This window comes from Blautia pseudococcoides (assembly GCF_001689125.2).
Lineage (GTDB): Bacteria > Bacillota > Clostridia > Lachnospirales > Lachnospiraceae > Blautia > Blautia pseudococcoides.
Window position 1 is genome coordinate 175,802 of record NZ_CP015405.2, and the last position, 19,199, is coordinate 195,000.

The 19,199-nt window shown below is 47.7% G+C and carries 17 protein-coding genes (1 of these 17 cut by a window edge); 14 read left to right on the top strand and 3 right to left on the bottom strand.

Going from position 1 to position 19,199, the window contains the following annotated elements; translation table 11 throughout:
- Nucleotide 1 precedes the first annotated feature (1 nt).
- Both A4V09_RS00900 and galE read left to right on the top strand, forming a co-directional pair.
- The gene (locus tag A4V09_RS00900; protein ID WP_065540686.1) at nt 2–1,120 is read left to right on the top strand and encodes a phosphotransferase enzyme family protein; all 1,119 of its coding nucleotides are present in this window, start codon (nt 2–4) and stop codon (nt 1,118–1,120) included.
- 96 nt (nt 1,121–1,216) lie between these two features.
- Nucleotides 1,217–2,233: a UDP-glucose 4-epimerase GalE gene (gene galE / locus A4V09_RS00905; RefSeq protein WP_065540687.1), complete on the top strand. Its 1,017-nt coding sequence runs from the start codon at nt 1,217–1,219 to the stop codon at nt 2,231–2,233.
- A gap of 106 nt (nt 2,234–2,339) precedes the next feature.
- Here galE and A4V09_RS00910 read toward each other — a convergent pair whose 3' ends face one another.
- A complete protein-coding gene (locus A4V09_RS00910; protein ID WP_065540688.1) occupies nt 2,340–3,815 on the bottom strand; it encodes a DUF1846 domain-containing protein in 1,476 nt (491 codons plus the stop codon).
- A gap of 404 nt (nt 3,816–4,219) precedes the next feature.
- Between A4V09_RS00910 and ftsH the strand changes: the two genes are divergently transcribed.
- The 4 genes from ftsH (at nt 4,220) to A4V09_RS00930 (ending at nt 10,256) form a co-directional block, all read left to right on the top strand.
- Entirely contained in the window at nt 4,220–6,229 is a 2,010-nt protein-coding gene (gene ftsH / locus A4V09_RS00915; protein WP_242963911.1) for an ATP-dependent zinc metalloprotease FtsH, read from the top strand.
- Nucleotides 6,230–6,374: 145 nt separating this feature from the next.
- Complete coding sequence (gene uvrC, locus A4V09_RS00920) at nt 6,375–8,252, top strand: excinuclease ABC subunit UvrC (RefSeq protein ID WP_065540689.1); 1,878 nt, start codon at nt 6,375–6,377, stop codon at nt 8,250–8,252.
- Nucleotides 8,253–8,370: 118 nt separating this feature from the next.
- Nucleotides 8,371–9,315: an HPr(Ser) kinase/phosphatase gene (gene hprK, locus A4V09_RS00925; protein WP_065540690.1), complete on the top strand. Its 945-nt coding sequence runs from the start codon at nt 8,371–8,373 to the stop codon at nt 9,313–9,315.
- Complete coding sequence (locus A4V09_RS00930) at nt 9,315–10,256, top strand: ROK family glucokinase (RefSeq protein WP_065540691.1); 942 nt, start codon at nt 9,315–9,317, stop codon at nt 10,254–10,256. Before hprK ends, A4V09_RS00930 begins: the two co-directional genes overlap by 1 nt.
- A gap of 62 nt (nt 10,257–10,318) precedes the next feature.
- Here A4V09_RS00930 and A4V09_RS00935 read toward each other — a convergent pair whose 3' ends face one another.
- Nucleotides 10,319–12,928 (bottom strand): transglycosylase domain-containing protein, encoded by a 2,610-nt coding sequence (locus A4V09_RS00935; RefSeq protein ID WP_065540692.1) that lies wholly within the window; start codon nt 12,926–12,928, stop codon nt 10,319–10,321.
- A gap of 327 nt (nt 12,929–13,255) precedes the next feature.
- Here A4V09_RS00935 and A4V09_RS00940 point away from each other — a divergent pair, with 327 nt between their 5' ends.
- Nucleotides 13,256–13,912: a YigZ family protein gene (locus A4V09_RS00940; protein WP_065540693.1), complete on the top strand. Its 657-nt coding sequence runs from the start codon at nt 13,256–13,258 to the stop codon at nt 13,910–13,912.
- Nucleotides 13,913–14,129: 217 nt separating this feature from the next.
- Here the strand turns inward: A4V09_RS00940 and A4V09_RS00945 are convergent, their stop codons facing one another.
- The gene (locus A4V09_RS00945; protein ID WP_065540694.1) at nt 14,130–14,648 is read right to left on the bottom strand and encodes a peptidylprolyl isomerase; all 519 of its coding nucleotides are present in this window, start codon (nt 14,646–14,648) and stop codon (nt 14,130–14,132) included.
- Nucleotides 14,649–14,929: 281 nt separating this feature from the next.
- On the opposite strand from A4V09_RS00945, the gene tsaE reads away from it, so the two are divergent.
- The 7 genes from tsaE to ispD form a co-directional block, all read left to right on the top strand.
- Nucleotides 14,930–15,361, top strand: a complete 432-nt coding sequence (gene tsaE / locus A4V09_RS00950) for a tRNA (adenosine(37)-N6)-threonylcarbamoyltransferase complex ATPase subunit type 1 TsaE (RefSeq protein WP_065544573.1) — start codon at nt 14,930–14,932, stop codon at nt 15,359–15,361.
- A gap of 14 nt (nt 15,362–15,375) precedes the next feature.
- Complete coding sequence (tsaB, locus tag A4V09_RS00955) at nt 15,376–16,104, top strand: tRNA (adenosine(37)-N6)-threonylcarbamoyltransferase complex dimerization subunit type 1 TsaB (protein WP_065540695.1); 729 nt, start codon at nt 15,376–15,378, stop codon at nt 16,102–16,104.
- On the top strand, nt 16,091–16,525 hold the full coding sequence (gene rimI, locus A4V09_RS00960) for a ribosomal protein S18-alanine N-acetyltransferase (RefSeq protein WP_065540696.1): 435 nt from the start codon (nt 16,091–16,093) through the stop codon (nt 16,523–16,525). The genes tsaB and rimI overlap by 14 nt, the downstream gene beginning before the upstream one ends.
- A gap of 127 nt (nt 16,526–16,652) precedes the next feature.
- Nucleotides 16,653–16,901: a hypothetical protein gene (locus tag A4V09_RS00965; protein WP_065540697.1), complete on the top strand. Its 249-nt coding sequence runs from the start codon at nt 16,653–16,655 to the stop codon at nt 16,899–16,901.
- A 140-nt stretch (nt 16,902–17,041) separates the two neighbouring features.
- Nucleotides 17,042–17,953, top strand: a complete 912-nt coding sequence (locus tag A4V09_RS00970) for a ribonuclease Z (protein ID WP_065540698.1) — start codon at nt 17,042–17,044, stop codon at nt 17,951–17,953.
- Between the two features lie 61 nt (nt 17,954–18,014).
- Nucleotides 18,015–19,046 carry a tRNA (adenosine(37)-N6)-threonylcarbamoyltransferase complex transferase subunit TsaD gene (gene tsaD / locus A4V09_RS00975; protein ID WP_065540699.1) on the top strand — a complete coding sequence of 344 codons (1,032 nt, stop codon included), beginning with the start codon at nt 18,015–18,017 and terminating at the stop codon, nt 19,044–19,046.
- Nucleotides 19,046–19,199: the 5' portion of a 2-C-methyl-D-erythritol 4-phosphate cytidylyltransferase gene (ispD, locus tag A4V09_RS00980; protein WP_065540700.1), read on the top strand. 548 nt of this gene lie beyond the right edge of the window; only the first 154 of its 702 coding nucleotides appear in the window; its start codon is at nt 19,046–19,048; the stop codon falls past the right edge of the window. The genes tsaD and ispD overlap by 1 nt, the downstream gene beginning before the upstream one ends.

The window sequence follows — 19,199 nt, forward strand, 5'->3', positions numbered from 1 at the left end:
AGTGAGCGGCGAGGAACTGATACGCAGAGAGGTAATTGAGAATTTTACATTTCCGGGAAAGCTGGTGGAGGAGATCCTGTACGGCAGCGGGCATATAAATGATACCTTCCGTCTGGCGTTTGAGACGGAACAGGGCAGGAAAAGGTATATCCTTCAGAGGATGAATAAGAGTATTTTCCATAAGCCTGTGGAGCTGATGGAGAATATTGTGGGAGTTACATCCTGGCTCAGGAAGAAGATCCTGGCAAACGGCGGGGACGCTGACAGGGAGACCCTTAACATTGTCTTAGCCCGGGACGGCAGGCCATATTATCTGGACAGTGCCGGCGATTACTGGAGAGCGTATCTGTTCATCGAAGGCGCAAGCTGTTATGATAAGGTGGAAAAAAGGGAAGATTTTTACCAGAGTGCAGTTGCATTCGGCCATTTCCAAGGCCTGCTGGCGGATTATCCTGCAAAGACCCTGCATGAAACCATTATGAATTTTCACAATACAGCAAGCCGTCTGGATGACTTTAAAGCTGCCGTACTGCGGGATACCTGCGGATATGCCGGGGATGTGCAGAGGGAGATCCGGTTTGTTCTGGAGCGGGAGCACCTGGCCTATGTGCTGGGAGAGATGCAGGCAGAGAAGAAACTGCCTCTTCGGGTTACACACAATGATACAAAGCTCAACAATATTATGATAGATGATAAGACCGGCAAGGCCATCTGTGTCATTGACCTGGATACGGTCATGCCGGGACTGGCGGTCAATGACTTTGGAGATTCTATCCGTTTCGGCGCCAGCACTGGGGATGAGGACGAGAGGGATCTGGCGAAAGTCTCATGTGACATGGAATTGTTTGAGCTGTACACAAAGGGGTTCGTGGAGGGCTGCGCAGGCAGCCTGACAGATGAGGAGCTGGACATGCTGCCCATCGGTGCCATGGTTATGACATACGAATGCGGCATGCGTTTTCTGGCTGATCATCTGGACGGGGATGTGTATTTCAAGACACACCGGGAGGGACATAACCTGGACCGGTGCCGCACACAGTTTAAGCTGGTTGCAGATATGGAGAAAAAGCTCTCTGCCATGAATGCCATTGTGGACAAGTACAGGCAGCGTGAAAGATAGAGAAAAATTTTCCTTTTCTTTTCACAAAAAAAGTGTTACAGTAGTTATGAACAGAAAATATGTTTTAAAACAGGATAGTTAGAAGGAGGAGTTAAAATGGCAATTTTAGTGACAGGCGGTGCTGGTTACATCGGAAGCCATACGGTAGTGGAGCTGCAGACTGCAGGATATGATGTAGTGGTACTGGACAACCTCAGTAACTCCAGTGAGAAATCTTTACAGAGAGTGGAGAAGATCACAGGCAAACCGGTTACCTTTTATAAGGCAGACATTCTTGACAGGGAAGCACTGAATGCTGTTTTTGAGAAAGAGAGCATTGATTCCTGTATCCATTTTGCTGGGCTTAAAGCGGTAGGGGAGTCTGTACAGAAACCCTGGGAGTATTATGAGAATAATATTGCAGGTACCCTGACTCTGGTGGATGTCATGAGAAAACATGGCGTGAAGAATATCATTTTCTCATCCTCCGCAACCGTATACGGGGACCCTGCTTTTGTACCTATCACAGAAGTGTGCCCAAAAGGCCAGTGCACCAACCCATATGGCTGGACAAAATCCATGCTGGAGCAGATCCTCATGGATATCCAGAAAGCTGACCCGGAGTGGAATGTAGTGCTTCTGCGTTACTTCAACCCAATCGGTGCCCACAAGAGCGGCATGATCGGTGAGAACCCCAACGGTATTCCTAACAACCTGATGCCATATATCACACAGGTAGCTGTGGGTAAATTAAAAGAGCTGGGCGTGTTCGGCAATGATTATGATACACCCGACGGAACCGGTGTGCGCGATTACATACATGTGGTAGACCTGGCAAAAGGCCATGTGAAAGCTCTGAAGAAAATTGAGGAGAAAGCAGGCCTGAAAGTATACAATCTGGGAACCGGTATGGGCTACAGCGTTCTTGACATTGTCAATAACTTTGAGGAAGCAACCGGCGTGAAAATCCCGTACGTGATCAAAGACCGCCGCCCGGGCGATATTGCCACCTGCTATTCCAGCGCTGAGAAAGCAGAAAAAGAACTGGGATGGAAAGCGGAATTCGGAATCAAGGAAATGTGTGCGGATTCCTGGAGATGGCAGTCAAATAACCCGAATGGTTATGATGAGTAAGGAATAAGGTTTTTGAGAGGCGGACTACTTTGTGTCCGTCTCTTATTATGCACAAAAATAAAGACAGCGCCTGCCATATAGAATGGTGAGGCGCTGTTTTCTATTCTTAATACAATTTTTTATGCTCGTAAACCGGTTCACAGGTAAGCTGGACAGCCAGCTTCTGGAAAATGGTCCTGTCCACAGAGGAGAGCATCACGGAGGAGTGCACCTGGCAGCCTTTCAGCTTTGGGAGCTGTTCCAGCGCTTTCTTTGCCACACCGCTGGTTGCGGCAGAGCTTGACAGGGCGATAAGCACCTCGTCTGTGTGCAGCCGCGGATTCTTGCTGCCCAGATAAGCTGTTTTCAGCTTCTGGATAGGCTCAATAGAAGCCGGGGAAATGACATGGGTCTCATGAGGGATTTCTGCCAGTTCCTTCAGGGTGTTGAGCAGAAGCGCCGCGGAAGCGCCCAGCAGATCAGAGGTTTTTCCTGTGATCATACGACCGTCCTCCAGCTCCAGTGCGGCGGCAGGGGCACCTGTGACTTCTGCCCTGATAAGCGCTGCTGAGGTGACTTTCCGGTCATCTGTGGAGATATGGGCCTGTTTCATCAGAAGCTCTAATTTGAAGACCTCTTCCTGGGTGCGGGTACCCTCTGCCTGCCCGTCAATGGCCTGATAGTAACGGCGGAGGATCTCCTGCTTGGATGCCTCCTTGCACGCTTCATCGTCAATGATACAGTTTCCGGCCATGTTGACGCCCATGTCGGTTGGTGACTGGTAAGGGCACTGACCGAAGATGCGCTCAAATATGGCGCTTAGTACAGGGAAGATCTCCACATCCCGGTTATAATTGACGGTGGTGACACCATAGGCATCTAGATGGAAGGGGTCGATCATGTTCACGTCATTTAAGTCAGCAGTTGCCGCCTCGTAAGCCAGATTCACCGGATGTTTCAGCGGAATGTTCCAGATGGGGAAGGTCTCAAACTTGGCATATCCTGCGTGGACACCTCTTTTGTGCTCATGGTAGAGCTGGGACAGGCAGGTGGCCATTTTGCCGCTTCCGGGACCCGGTGCTGTGACGACCACAAGGGGCCGGGTGGTTTCAATGTATTGGTTTTTGCCATAGCCTTCATCGCTTACGATGAGGGGAATATTGCTTGGATAACCCTCAATGGGATAGTGAAGATACACTTTAATGCCCAGTTTTTCCAGTTTGTCCTTGTATTTATTGGCGCTGTTCTGTCCGGAATACTGGGTGATGACAACGCTTCCCACATAAAAGCCTCTGCCTCTGAAAGAATCGATCAGGCGGAGTACATCAATATCATAAGTAATGCCTAAATCCCCTCGGACTTTATTTTTCTCAATATCGCCGGCGCTGATAACGATAACGATCTCTGCGTGGTCACTGAGCTGCATCAGCATGCGCAGCTTACTGTCAGGGGCAAAGCCGGGCAGAACCCTGGATGCGTGGTAATCGTCGAAGAGCTTGCCGCCGAATTCCAGATACAGTTTGTTGTCAAACTGGTTGATCCGCTGGCGGATGTGTTCTGACTGCATGGACAAATACTTGTCATTATCAAATCCGATTTTCATTTTTTTTCTATGCCTCTATTCTACAAAATATTGGGGTATGTGATAGTTACTATTCATAGTCACTGTCCCGCGAGGTGTTTTGCAAAGCAAAATCCCGAGTTGGCCAGCGCCGAAATACAATTTATTGCATTTTGTGTGCATGGCGAAGCGTGTGACTGTTCACAGAACTGCGTTTTTTGCAGGGCTGTGAATAGTGACATGTGATATCGCCTTCCATAGTATACTACAAAAGATAGAGGAAATTCCAGTGGCTTAGGGAAAAATATATTATTTTGTTCAGATTACACAGAATAACAGGGAAATTAACAAAAGTTTTATAAATGTGTCGTCTTTTTCATAATCTTCTTATTGATTTATCAAGTCCCAATCCGTATAATAGAAGAGATAATAATAGGAGGAAAGAGATGGATCAAAACCAAAATAGAAACCAGGACCCAAACAAAAAAAGTCCTCAAAATAAGCAGTCCCTTTTGGTGCTCCTGATTTGTATAATAGTCATGCTGCTCTGCATGAATATGATGACAAAGATAGGCAGAGGAGATTCCAGCAAAATAAAATACAGTGAATTTATCACTATGCTGGACAAGGGGGAAGTAGAGAGTGTAGTTCTCAAGTCCGATACACTCACCATCACCCTGAAGCATGGCGCAGGAGTGGCAGCGCAGACCAAGACTACCACACTGATGGAGGACTTGAGCGAACTTACCAAAAGACTTGAGAAAGCAGGCATCAAAGACTTTGATAAGGAGCAGCCCAATATAGCGGGAGAGCTGATCTACAGCTTGCTGAGTATTCTCATACCCGTTGTTTTGATGGTGGCCCTGTTCAGCTTTATGTTCCGCCGGATGAACAAAGGCGGCGGCATGATGGGCGGTGTAGGCAAGAGCAAGGCGAAGGCCTATGTGCAGAAGGAGACTGGTGTCACCTTCCGGGATGTGGCCGGTCAGGATGAGGCAAAAGAATCCCTGCAGGAGGTTGTAGATTTTCTTCACAACCCCGGCAAATATACAGCCATCGGTGCAAAGCTCCCCAAAGGTGCCCTGTTAGTAGGCCCTCCGGGAACCGGTAAGACACTGCTTGCCAAAGCGGTAGCCGGGGAAGCCCATGTTCCATTTTTCTCCCTGTCCGGTTCTGACTTTGTGGAAATGTTCGTAGGTGTGGGTGCCTCCCGTGTACGTGATCTGTTTGAGGAAGCCAAGAAAAATGCCCCTTGTATCATTTTTATTGATGAGGTGGACGCCATCGGTAAAACCCGTGACACCAGATTCGGCGGCAATGACGAGCGTGAACAGACGCTGAACCAGCTTCTGGCTGAGATGGATGGATTTGACACATCGAAAGGTCTTTTGATCCTGGCAGCCACCAACAGACCGGAGGTATTGGACCCGGCGCTTCTGCGTCCTGGACGTTTTGACAGACGTGTTATTGTGGACAGACCCGATTTAAAAGGCAGGGTAAACATTCTGAAAGTACATGCAAAGAGTGTTTCTCTGGATGAAACGGTGGATTTGGAAGCAATTGCCCTTGCAACGTCAGGAGCTGTAGGTTCTGACCTGGCAAATATGATCAATGAGGCGGCCATCCTGGCTGTCAAGAACGGCAGAAAGGCAGTTGCCCAGAAAGATCTGCTGGAGGCTGTGGAGGTTGTGCTGGTTGGTAAAGAGAAGAAAGATAGGATCTTAAGCGCTGAGGAGCGTAAGATCGTCTCTTACCATGAAGTGGGCCATGCCCTTGTAAGTGCCCTCCAGAAAGACGCTGAACCTGTTCAGAAGATCACCATTGTGCCCCGTACTATGGGTGCTCTGGGATACGTGATGCATGTGCCGGAGGAAGAAAAATTCCTGAATACGAGAAAAGAACTGGAAGCCATGCTGGTGGGATACCTGGGCGGCCGTGCCGCTGAGGAGATTGTGTTTGACACAGTGACCACCGGTGCTGCAAATGATATTGAGCAGGCAACAAAGGTGGCAAGGGCCATGATCACCCAGTATGGTATGTCTGACCGTTTTGGCCTTATGGGGCTTGCGGATACCCAGAGCCAATATCTGGATGGCCGTGCAGTATTAAACTGCGGTGATGCCACGGCAACGGAGATTGACCATGAAGTGATGAAGCTTCTGAAGGTTTCCTATGACGAGGCAAAACGTCTTCTGGCTGCCAACCGTGAGGCCCTTGACAAAATAGCGGATTTCCTCATTCAGAGGGAGACTATCACCGGCAAAGAATTTATGAAGATCTTCAGGGAGATCAAGGGAATCGCAGAGCCTGAAGAGAAAAAAAGGATCGCGGAAAAAGACGGAGCGCCGCCAGTGCCTGTCATTGAGGCTCCGGATGATGCTAAAGCTTCAGCCGGAGTCAATGTTCCGGCGGAGGAGGAAGAAAAAAATAATCGTACACCTGTTCCTTTTAGCTGAATGATATGATAGAATAATAGAAAACACGCGCTGGGAGTTTTCCATTATCATGAATAAAGGAAGTTATCGCATGGCGGTAACTTCTTTTTCTTTATCATTTCAAAAAAGTCCGTCAGAAAAAGGTATTAGCTGTAAGGAGGAATACATGTTTAACATAGAGGAAGAACTGAAAAAGCTGCCGGCCAGACCCGGGGTCTATATCATGCATGATGCGGACGACACCATTATATACGTGGGCAAGGCTATCAGCTTGAAGAACCGGGTGCGCCAGTATTTTCAGGGGAGCCGGAACCTGGGTGTCCGCAAGGAGCAGATGGTGGAACAGATCGCCAGATTTGAGTACATCGTCACGGATTCCGAACTGGAAGCCCTGGTCCTGGAGTGCAACTTAATAAAAGAGCATACACCAAAATACAACATTCTTTTAAAGGATGACAAGACATATCCCTTTATCAAGGTTACGGTTGGGGAGGATTACCCGAGAATACAGATCGTCCGCAGGGTTAAGAAGGATAAATCACGTTATTACGGCCCTTATTCCAGCGCTATGGCTGTAAAAGACGTGGTGGAGCTGACTACAAAGCTTTACCGGCTGAGGACGTGCAGCAGAAATCTTCCCAGGGATATAGGGAAAGAGCGCCCCTGCCTTTACCATCAGATCCACCAGTGTGACGCGCCCTGCCAGGGGTATATCTCTAAGGAAGATTACAAGAAAAAAGTGGATGAACTGTTGGATTTTTTAAACGGCAATCACAAAGAGATCTTAAAAGAGCTGGAAGAAAAAATGCTTGCGGCATCCCAGGAAATGAATTTCGAGGATGCGGCCCAGTACAGGGACCTGATCCAGAGTGTAAAGCGGATCGGTGAAAGACAGAAGATCACGGACCAGCATGGGGAGGATAAAGATGTTGTGGCAGTTGCCCAGGACGGAGAGGATGCGGTGGCACAGGTATTCTTTATCCGTGGCGGCAAACTCATAGGAAGAGACCATTTCTATCTGAAGGTTGCCAAGGAGGACCCGCGTGCCCAGATCGTGTCCAGTTTCCTGAAACAGTTTTACGCGGGAACTCCGTTTATCCCAAAAGAGATCATGATCCAGGAGGAGATTGAAGACCGGGAGGTCATATCCCAGTGGCTGGAAAAGAGGAAGGGAAGAAAAGTACACATACGGATTCCAAAGAAAGGTACAAAGGAAAAGCTTGTGGAACTGGCCCAGAGGAATGCAGAGCTTGTGCTTAACCAGGATAAAGAGCGCATAAAACGTGAGGAGGGCCGTACGATCGGTGCAGCCAAAGAAATTGCAGGTATGATGGGACTGCCCCAAATGGAGCGGATAGAGGCTTATGATATATCCAATATCAGCGGATTCCAGTCTGTTGGTTCCATGATCGTCTACGAAAAAGGCAGGCCAAAACGCAGTGACTACCGAAAATTCCGCATCAAGTCTGTTCAGGGGCCAAACGATTACGCCAGTATGGAGGAGGTCCTTACACGCCGCTTTGTGCATGGACTGGATGAGCAGGAAGCCAGAAGAAAAGAAAATTTGGACGAGGAGTTTGGAAGTTTCACACGGTTCCCGGATTTGATCATGATGGACGGCGGCAGGGGACAGGTCAACATTGCGCTGGAGGTACTGGGCAAGCTGAATCTGCAGATTCCGGTCTGCGGTATGGTAAAGGATGATAAGCACAGGACCAGAGGGCTGTATTACAATAATAAAGAAATTCCCATCGACAGGAACAGCGAGGGCTTCAAGCTGATCACCAGGATCCAGGATGAGGCCCACCGCTTTGCCATTGAATTCCACCGTTCTTTAAGAAGTAAGGGCCAGGTACATTCTATTCTGGATGATATTCCCGGTATCGGTCCTGCCAGACGAAAAGCCCTTATGAAGCAGTTTCCGGGGCCGGATAAGATCAAGGAGGCTTCCGTGGAGGAATTAAAGGCAGTCCCCTCCATGAATGAGCGCGCAGCGGAGGCGGTGTATGGATTTTTCCACAAGGAGCAAGAAAAAAAGGAATAGTTTGGGCAGGCTTGTTGAACTTCCAAATGCCTTATGATAAACTAGATAAGAAGAATTGTAGCGATACGGTGAGGTTACTGAACAGTTACAAGAAATGTTGAAAAGGAGAGCGTGCCATATGAAAGGTGTAGAACTGAAAAAGCTGATACAGGAATTAAAACTGTATAATAAGACACCGGATATTGATATTTCCAAGAAAAGAATCACCACACCTGATATTAACCGTCCAGCACTGCAGCTGACAGGATATTTGGAGCATTTTGAGAACGAACGTGTACAGATAATCGGATATGTAGAATACACATACCTGCTTCATCTGGGGCGTGAGAAGAAAATAGAGGCTTTTGAGCGTTTTGTCTCCAGCCAGATTCCCTGTGTGATCTTCAGCACCATGACAGAGCCTGATGAAGATATGCTGGAGCTGGCTATGAAATACGAGGTACCTATTCTGGTCACAGAACAGACAACCTCCACATTTATGGCAGAGATCATCCGGTGGCTGAATGTGCAGCTTGCACCGTGTATCTCGATCCATGGCGTTTTGGTGGACGTATACGGTGAAGGCGTGCTGATCATGGGTGAGAGCGGCATTGGAAAAAGTGAGGCAGCTCTGGAGCTTATCAAGCGGGGACATCGTCTTGTCAGCGATGACGTGGTAGAGATCCGCCGAGTCAGCGATGTGACGCTGGTTGGTTCAGCACCGGATATCACCCGTCATTTTATCGAACTGCGGGGCATCGGCATCATTGATGTGAAGACCCTGTTCGGTGTGGAGAGTGTGAAAAATACCCAGTCTATTGATCTTGTCATCAAATTGGAAGAATGGAACAAAGACAGGGAATATGACCGTCTGGGTATGGAGGAAGAATATACGGAGTTTTTGGGCAATCGTATCGTGTGTCATTCACTCCCCATCCGCCCGGGCAGAAATCTTGCGGTTATTGTGGAATCCGCTGCGGTTAACCACAGGCAGAAAAAGATGGGCTACAACGCGGCCCAGGAACTGTACCGCCGTGTACAGGAGAATATGGCAAAGAAGAGAAGCGAGGAGGATGAAGACTGATGACTGCATGGTGTTTTGGAATAGACCTGGGAGGAACAAGCGTCAAATGTGCACTGTTTCAGACAGACGGCACAGTGGAGGAAAAGTGGGAGATCAAAACCCGCGTGGAGAATGAGGGAAAAGAAATCCTTCCTGATATTGCGAAAACGATCCTGGCCAAGATGGAAGAAAGAAAGATAGTAAAAGAAGAGGTGGCAGGTGTAGGAATCGGAATTCCCGGACCGGTGGATGAATACGGGGAGATCGCCTGTGCAGTCAACCTTCACTGGGGAAGAAAGAACATTGAAAAAGAGCTGGCAGAGTTGACCGGGCTTGTGGTAAAGGCTGGAAATGATGCCAATGTGGCAGCCCTCGGTGAGATGTGGAAAGGAGGCGGCCAGGGGTCTAAAAACCTGATCCTGGTCACGCTGGGAACCGGTGTGGGCGGTGGTATTATTGTCAATGAAAAAATGGTGACGGGCGCCCACGGGGCCGGCGGTGAAATCGGACATGCATCTGTGGAGATGGATGAAGAGGAAGCATGTAACTGTGGCAACAAGGGGTGTCTGGAGCAGTACGCCTCAGCCACAGGAATCGCCAGACTGGCAAGACGTGCCATGACATCCGGTGAGGAGGATTCCGTACTGCGGGGAATTCGGAATGTGACAGCAAAGGACGTGTTTGACGCCTACAAGGATGGGGACGCACTGGCAGCCAAAGTGGCAGATCAATTTGCGCGTTACCTGGGCAATGCCCTGGCAATCTTCTCCTGCGTTGCAGACCCTGATGTTATCGTGATCGGCGGCGGTGTCTCCAAGGCGGGACAAGTGCTGATCGACTGTGTGGAAAAATACTTCAGACAGTATGCATTTACAGCCTGCAAGGATACAAAAATAAAGCTGGCAACTCTGGGAAATGATGCCGGAATTTATGGGGCGGCAAAATTGATTTTGAGTAAATGATCAGGCATAACTTAAAAGGAGCATTTCCAATCGGTTCAGATTGGAAATGCTCTTTTTGTTGACTATTCAGTTTCTCCGCCGCCCTCAGGGGGAGCCGGGTCGGGCGTATCCGGTGTGTCGGGTGTATCCGGCGTGTCCGGAGTATCGGGATTGTCCGTTGGTGTATCGCCTCCGGGTGTTTCTGTGGGGGTATCACCGGGATTATCCGTTGGTGTATTGCCGTTACTATCCGGCGGCGTATTAGCCGGATTGTCTGTAGGTGTATCCGTAGGTGTGCCAGTTGGCTCGTTGTTTTCCTCAGCCGGAGGCGTGTATACTTTGTTGGAGTGGACATTACACCGTTTCTTAGGTATCTCATCCGTTTCAAAATACTCTGTGATGGTTGGGCAGTTATAGTTTGGAAGCAGGCCCGTCTCGGTGCAGACTGTGGTTTTTGACACAGTTGCCGGCATCTTGAAATCGGTATCTGTCTTGCCTTCGTGGAGCCTCTGCATAATTTTACGCCATAAATCCTGATGATAGGTTCGGTAATCACCGGATGGCAGTTTTGTGTTATCATCATATCCTGACCACACCGTACAGGTGTAATAAGGGGTATATCCTGCAAACCAAAGGTCATTGTAGCCCTCTGTGGTACCTGTCTTACCGGCTACATGCATGTTGTCAAGCTGAAGTCTGGTACCTGTACCGTGGTCCACAACGTCTTCCATAGCACTGGTGAGCAGATAAGCTGTGCTGGGTTTGATGACCTTTGTCTTTTCGGGTGTATTATCAAGGAACACATTGCCATCCTCATCTAAAATCTTGGTATAGAACATTGGTTTGATATATGTTCCGTTGTTGGCAATCGCCGCATATGAGGCAGTCAGTTCCAGGTTGCTCACGCCTCTTGTGATACCGCCAAGTGCGGTAGGCTGTCCGATATCGGAGTAGACCTTTCCGTCCACCGTCAGAGTATCAACAATAGAGGTAAAACCGAATTTCAGAAGATAATCGTATGCAAGCTGAGGTGTTACATCGGTAATACATTTTACGGCAACTACATTGACAGAATTTACGATAGCTTCCCGGATGGTGGTAGGACCCCCATAGCTGCCGGTCAGCCAGTTCTTTACAGGTTTTCCGTTAGCGTATTCGTAAGGTTCATCATCATAAACGGTTGCCAGTGTCTTGTCACACTCATTCAGCGCCGGTGCATAGGTGGATACAATTTTGAAAGTAGAACCGGGCTGCCTTACTGTTCTGGTCGCTCTGTTCAGGGACAGACTGGTGGCTTTCTCGCCTCGTCCTCCCACAATTGCTTTTACATATCCTGTGTGCTGATCCATGATACACAAAGAGGACTGGGGCTGCGGTGTAAAATATGCCTGTTCCGCGATAACGGTACTTCCGTCCTCCGTCTTTGCTGCTTTGAAAGCATCAATATAGGATTGTGCCTGTTCCTGGCTGTCAAAAAGAAGAGAGAAGTTGGGATCCTCATTCTCTTTGAAATAAGTGGTCATCATTTCCTTGCTGAAGTTTTCTTCTGTCCCGTCCGGATGCGCGATGGTCAGCGCATAATCAAGTCCCACCTGGGTACCGGCAGGGAAGTTTTCTGGATTGCCGTATTCCTCATCGCATATCTGCTGGACCTGAGGATCCTGTGTGGTGTAGATGCGCAGACCACCGCTGTAAAGAGCATTGTAGGCCTGCTGTTCGGTATAACCCTTCTGGGTCATCAGATCATCAATCACCTGTCTTGTCAGCTCATCAATGAAGTAGGAATAAGTATCGTCCTCCTCGGAGGATTCCGCTTCCACTGCCTGGATACGGTCATAAACATTGTCTGCCAGACATTCGTCATATTGTTCCTTTGTAATATAACCCTGGTCCAGCATATGCTCCAGGACATCCTGGCGTCTTTTCGCATTCTCTTCCGGGTTCACAGCCGGGTTAAAACGCGTGGGGTTCTGGCTGATACCGGCGATAACGGTTGATTCCGAGAGCGTCAGCTCGCTGACGTCCTTATTGAAATAGCCGTGCGCGGCGGCCTGAACACCATAATTACCATTGCCCAGGTTGATGGTATTCAGATAACTTTCCAGAATCTGGTCCTTGTCCTTCAGCTGCTTTTCCAGCTGGATAGCCAGGTACTGTTCCTGGAATTTACGTTTGAAACGTTCTACTACAGACTCATTGGTCCAGTCTTTGAATACATTATTTTTCAGAAGCTGCTGGGTAATGGTACTGGCGCCTTCTGAAAATTTAAAACCACTGGTGATGCCTTTTACCCCTGCACGGACAATACCGCGCAAATCAATACCGTTGTGTTCATAAAAACGTTCATCCTCAATGGCGACTACTGCATGCTGCAGATCAAGAGGAATTTTATCAATAGTGACCGGCATACGGTTTGAGTTAGGTGCTGTCAGTTTCTGAAGCTGATTGCCGTCAGAATCATAGACAAAGGTTGCTGAGCCAATTGGCATTATATTTACGTCTTCAATATCCGGCGCATTATCCAGCAGACCCTTGAAGGCACCAAAACCTACGCAGCCGCCGATTACCATTATGGCAATCAGGGAAATGAAAATGATGCGTATAAAAGAAACGTGTGCCTTCTTCCCCATCATAGTAGAGCGGGAGGAAAGCGAATTGCGCTTCTTATCAGTCGCACGTTTTCCAAAATTCATGTAGTTTGCCTCCTTTTCCTGATTATATACCATACCCATACCATCTATACAGAAGACCAGCTTGTCCGCACCTGGTTTTGCCTGTTTTCCGGTAAAGATAAGAGGGCAATATAAGCAGTATACGTCCCTATTATAGCAAAATGGCATAGCGAAATAAAGTAGAACTTATAAATTTAATGGAATTTAAGAGAAAAGTTATAACTTCAAACAACCATTGTTATCTGGTACTACACGCATATTATAATTTATGATATGATAGTTTCAGATGCATATGGCATTAATTCAAATTTATATTTTACAGAGAAAAGCAGTAAAAGGAGGATTCCCATGCTGGAACAATACAAAACAATCTACCAGGGCGGCGAAGGTGAGATCACAGAAAAGAAATCACGTTTCATTGCTGCAGTAAGGCTGGTAAAGTCTGAAGAGGAAGCCCTCAGCTTCATAGAAGAGGTTCGGAAAAAACACTGGAATGCTGCCCACAACTGTTATGCTTACGTCATAGGCCAGCGAAAAGAGACCATGCGCTGCAGTGATGACGGAGAACCGTCAGGCACAGCGGGTAAACCCATGTTGGATGTACTATTAGGTGAGGAACTTTACAATACAGCCGTGGTAGTCACCAGATATTTCGGCGGTACGCTCTTAGGGACCGGCGGCCTTGTCCGTGCCTACTCAAAAGCTGTCCAGGAGGGCCTTGCCTGCAGCCGGGTGATCACAAAACACCACGGTATTCTACTGGAGATCGGAACCGACTACAACGGTGTGGGAAAACTTCAATATCTTTTCGGCCAGCGCGGCATCCCCATCATGGATTCTCAATACACCGAGAACGTAAAACTCCAGGTTCTCGTCCAAAAGTCCGAAGAAAATCCCATAAAAAAAGCCGTGAAAGAAGCGACCAACGGCCGTGCCTCCATCACAGACTTAAAAGAACTCTACTACGCAGCCCTGGACGGTGAATACCTGACTTTCCATGACTGACCGGCCATGCCCGCTTCCCGCCTCCGCTTTGCAGACTGACAAAATTTACAGCACTGACAGTCTTGTTTCCGGCTGGATCGAGCAATAGCATTTGCAGAAAAAATACCCTGTCCGCACAAAACCTAATACAGCGCGGTATTACTCTGGCTGTAATTAGCACTTACTATTCACGTCAGATAATACAACACTCCAGTCTGTGCCGACAGGGTCTCATACGTTAAAATTTCTCAGGTTCAGCGTACTCCACACCGAAAGTTTCCACAGTCATACTCTGGATCGTCTGTGGCTCCATAGGACGATCACTATAATCTGTCTGAACATCAGCGATGGCATTCACCACATCCATGCCTTCCGTCACTTTCCCAAAAGCAGCATACTGCCCGTCCAAATGCGGTGCATTCTCATGCATAATAAAAAACTGGCTTCCGGCAGAATTAGGATCCATAGCACGTGCCATAGACAAAACTCCGGCATCATGCTTCAGGTTATTCTCAACCCCATTTCCACTAAATTCACCTTTAATAGAGTATCCCGGACCACCCATTCCGGTTCCCTGAGGGCAGCCGCCCTGAATCATAAAACCACGGATCACCCGATGAAACACCAGTCCATCATAAAATCCATTTTTCACCAAACTAATAAAATTATTCACAGTATTCGGCGCAACATCCGGATACAATTCCGCCTTAATAACGCCCCCATCTGCCATAGTGATCGTAACAATAGGATTAGCCATATCAAAAATCTCCTTTTAAACATTTTCCTCTATTATAATCTCTAAAAATAAAAGGTGCAAGAAATTTCTTTTTTATACTTGTAGCATAAAAGATAATTTTATATTATAATTTATGATATCTTTAAAAAAAAACCATACATTGTTCCGCTTAATATATGCAGCATACAATACTTCTGCACGAAACAGGCACTTATTATTTCCATTAAACTTTAACATGCCATTGTACCGCCGGCTTACCCGTCCCCATCCCAATACCAACCAAAAAGGAGCTGTCCCACATGCTGACAATAGAAACCAACACCCCTCAAGAAACCTTCGCCCTAGGCCAATACCTGGCCAAAAAAGCCACTCCGGGCCAAATCTACACCCTAAACGGTGACCTGGGCACCGGCAAAACCGTCTTCACCCAAGGCGTAGCCAAGGGTCTGGGTATAGACGAGCCTGTCAACAGCCCAACCTTCACCATAGTCCAGATTTACGAAAGCGGCCGTCTGCCCTTCTACCATTTTGACGTTTACCGCATCGGTGACATAGAAGAGATGGAAGAAATCGGATACGATGATTACTTCTTTGGCGAAGGCGTCTGTCTCATAGAGTGGGCAGAGCTAATCGAGGAACTTCTCCCACCGGATATCATAAAAATAACAATAGAAAAAGACCCCTCCAAAGGCTTTGATTACAGAAATATAACCATAGAAGGTCTAAATAAATAAGGAGATGACAAAAAATGAAAATCTTAGCACTTGACAGTTCCGGGCTGGTAGCATCCGTTGCCGTAGTGGAAGACGATATACTGGTGGCTGAATACACCATGAACTACAAGAAAACTCATTCCCAGACCCTGCTTCCCATGCTGGACGAGGTGAAAAAAGCCATATCCCTGGACTTAAATTCCATTGATGCTATAGCAATAGCTGCCGGTCCCGGCTCCTTTACCGGACTCAGAATAGGCTCCGCAACCGCCAAAGGCCTGGGCCTTGCCCTGAATAAACCTCTGATAGGTATTCCCACTGTAGATGCCCTTGCCTATAACCTATACGACACAGCCCCGGACACGCTGATCTGCCCCATCATGGACGCCAGAAGAAAACAGGTCTACACAGGCCTATACTATTTTGAAAACCATACCTTGAAAATAGTAAGACCACAGGACGCCCTCCCTATGACAGACCTGATAGAGGAACTGAACCGGAGAGAAAAATCGGTTATTTTCCTGGGTGACGGCGTCCCTGTTTACCGGGAGCTCATAGAGGAGACATGCCGTGTCCCCTATTCCTTTGCCCCTGCTCATGTGAACAAACAAAGAGCAGCCGCTGTTGCTGCCCTTGCCAAGATTTACTATAAGGAAGGAAAAATGGAAGACGCCGCAGAGCATCAGCCGGATTACCTGAGAGTATCACAGGCTGAGAGAGAACGCGCGGAACGCCTTGCTAAAGAAAAAAATGCTGATAATTAGAGATATGCGCCCTGAAGACACCACAGCAGCGGCGCAGATTGAAGCGGAAAATTTTTCACGACCCTGGCAGGCATCCGGTTTTCTGGATGCCGTGCACTCGGCCCATGCAATTTATTTTGTTGCGGAGCTTGACGGCGTTATCATAGGATACGCAGGTATGTGGACAGCCCTGGACGAAGGTGAAATAACCAATGTCTCCGTAAAATCCTCCTGCTGGGGAAAACATATAGGGCGTCAGCTTGTGGAGGCACTTGTGGAGGCAGGCAAAAAAGCAGGGGTCTCCTCCTTCTTTCTGGAAGTGCGCCAAAGCAACAAAAGGGCAATCGCTCTGTACCGTTCCTGCGGTTTTGAAGAGGCAGGACTAAGAAAAAACTTCTACGAGTCTCCCACGGAACACGCCGTCGTAATGTGCAAAAGATAGCAGAGCTGCTATCTTTTTCTATATCTGCAACTGTTTCCCACTGGGTTTCTGCACATATTTTTTGTATAATGACAGAGAAGAGACAGATATGGTTTGGCGTACAAGCTCAAAGCAGGAGGATAAATTTATGCGAAAATACGAAAAAAAGGAAACAGACATGCTCACAGAGTTATACTGCAACCGCTGCGGAAAGAAACTGCATGTGGAAAACGGTATCGCTATGGAAGGGGTTCTTCCTGTAGACATAACCTGGGGATATTTTTCCAAAAAAGACACGCAGCGCCACCAGTTTGACCTGTGTGAGGACTGTTACGATGAGATTATCCGGGGATTTGCCATACCCGTTGATAAGAAAAATGAAAAGGAATTGTTGTAGTGGAAAAAAATGTGTGCTAAGATAGAAACGCAGTCATCGCCAAAGGCGATTCTGCATGAATTTTCAAACAGACTCCAGGTACTGTGCAGGTAGTGAACAGTTGCCGAAGTCAATATGGAAGAGAAATGAGGATATGACAGATGCTGGATGTTTGTCTATTGGGTACAGGAGGTATGATGCCGCTCCCAAGGCGGAAACTCACCTCACTTATGACCCGCTATAACGGTAGTAATTTTATGATAGACTGCGGCGAAGGCACACAAGTGGCAGTAAAAGAAAAAGGATGGAGTTTCAAGCCAATTGATGTGATCTGTTTTACACATTATCATGCAGACCATATCAGCGGGCTTCCGGGACTCCTTTTAACCATGGGGAATGCAGAGCGCACAGAAACGCTGACACTGATCGGTCCTAAGGGACTGGTTCGTGTAGTTCAGGCTCTTCGTGTCATTGCTCCGGAGCTTCCCTTTGATATACAATGTATAGAGCTGACACAGCCGGAGGAGCAGATAGAACTCTGCGGATATCATATTACGGCATTCCGTGTAAACCATAATGTGACCTGCTATGGTTACTCGATAGAAATCAAGAGAGGCGGCAAATTTGACGCTTCCCGTGCAAAAGAACAGGGAATTCCCCTGCAATACTGGAATCCTCTTCAGAAAGGCCAGACTATTGAGGCGGACGGCAAAATATATACACCGGATATGGTCCTGGGACCTGTCAGAAAAGGGATCAAACTAACGTATACCACAGATACCCGTCCTGTAAAATCCATTGCAGAACATGCAAAAGACTCTGATCTGTTTATCTGTGAGGGCATGTACGGAGAGCAGGACAAAGAGGAAAAGGCTAAAGCGCACAAACATATGACTTTCAGGGAGGCCGCACTTCTGGCAAAAGAAGCGCAGGTAAAAGAACTATGGCTCACACATTACAGCCCGTCCCTTGTGCGTCCGGAGGAAGCGCTTCCAGAGGCGTCGAAAGTATTTCCGAATACCATTGCAGCCAGGGACAGACAGTCCGTGGAACTGCAGTTTGAGGAAGAATAAGTGTGATCGTTCAGGTGTCTGAACGATTCCGAATAAGTTCGGTGAAAAAGGAGAATGTAAAATGGAGAAGACAAATGAGGATGTACTTGTCCTTGCAATTGAAAGCTCCTGTGACGAGACGGCCGCCTCTGTGGTAAAAAACGGCAGGACTATATTATCTAATATTATTTCGTCCCAGATAGAGCTTCACAAATTATACGGGGGCGTTGTTCCTGAGATCGCGTCCAGAAAACACATTGAAAAAATTAACCAGGTTATTGAGGAAGCCCTGAAAGAGGCGGATGTGACCCTGGATGACTTAGATGCGATTGGTGTCACTTACGGACCGGGGCTTGTGGGCGCTCTGCTTGTGGGTGTGGCTGAGGCAAAGGCTATCAGCTTTGCAAAAGATATCCCTCTTGTGGGAGTGCATCATATAGAAGGGCATATTTCAGCAAATTATATAGAGCATCCTGATCTGGAACCACCGTTTCTCTGCCTGGTAGTATCCGGAGGACATACTCATCTTGTGATCGTGAAGGATTACGGTGCGTTTGAAATCCTGGGCAGGACGAGAGATGATGCGGCTGGTGAAGCCTTTGATAAAGTGGCAAGGGCTATTGGCCTCGGCTATCCGGGAGGACCCAAAATAGACAGGCTTTCCAAAGAGGGAAATGCCTATGCTTTTGATTTTCCAAAGGCGAAAGTGGACGAAGCGCCATATGACTTTAGTTTCAGCGGCGTCAAATCAGCGGTATTGAACCATTTAAACAAATGTAAAATGCAGGGAGAAGATATTGTGGCGGCAGATGTTGCGGCCTCTTTTCAGCGTTGTGTTGTTGAGGTGCTTGTGGAACATGCCATTGCGGCGGCAAAGGATCATAAGATTGACAAGCTGGCAATCGCAGGAGGCGTGGGGTCAAACAGTGGTTTGCGCACAGCTATGGAGGAAGCCTGCAGAAATAATAAAATTCAATTTTATCATCCATCCCCCATTTTCTGCACAGACAATGCAGCAATGATAGGGGTGGCGGCTTATTACGAATATCAAAAAGGAACCAGGCATGGCCTTGATCTAAATGCGATTCCAAATTTGAGATTAGGAGAGCGCTGATGAAATCCACAGCAATCGTGCTGGCTGCAGGCCAGGGAAAGAGAATGAACAGTAAAGTACAGAAGCAGTTTCTTCTAATTAAGGGGAAGCCGGTTCTGTATTACAGCCTGTCCTGTTTCCAAAACAGCAGGGAAATTGAAGAAATTATTGTTG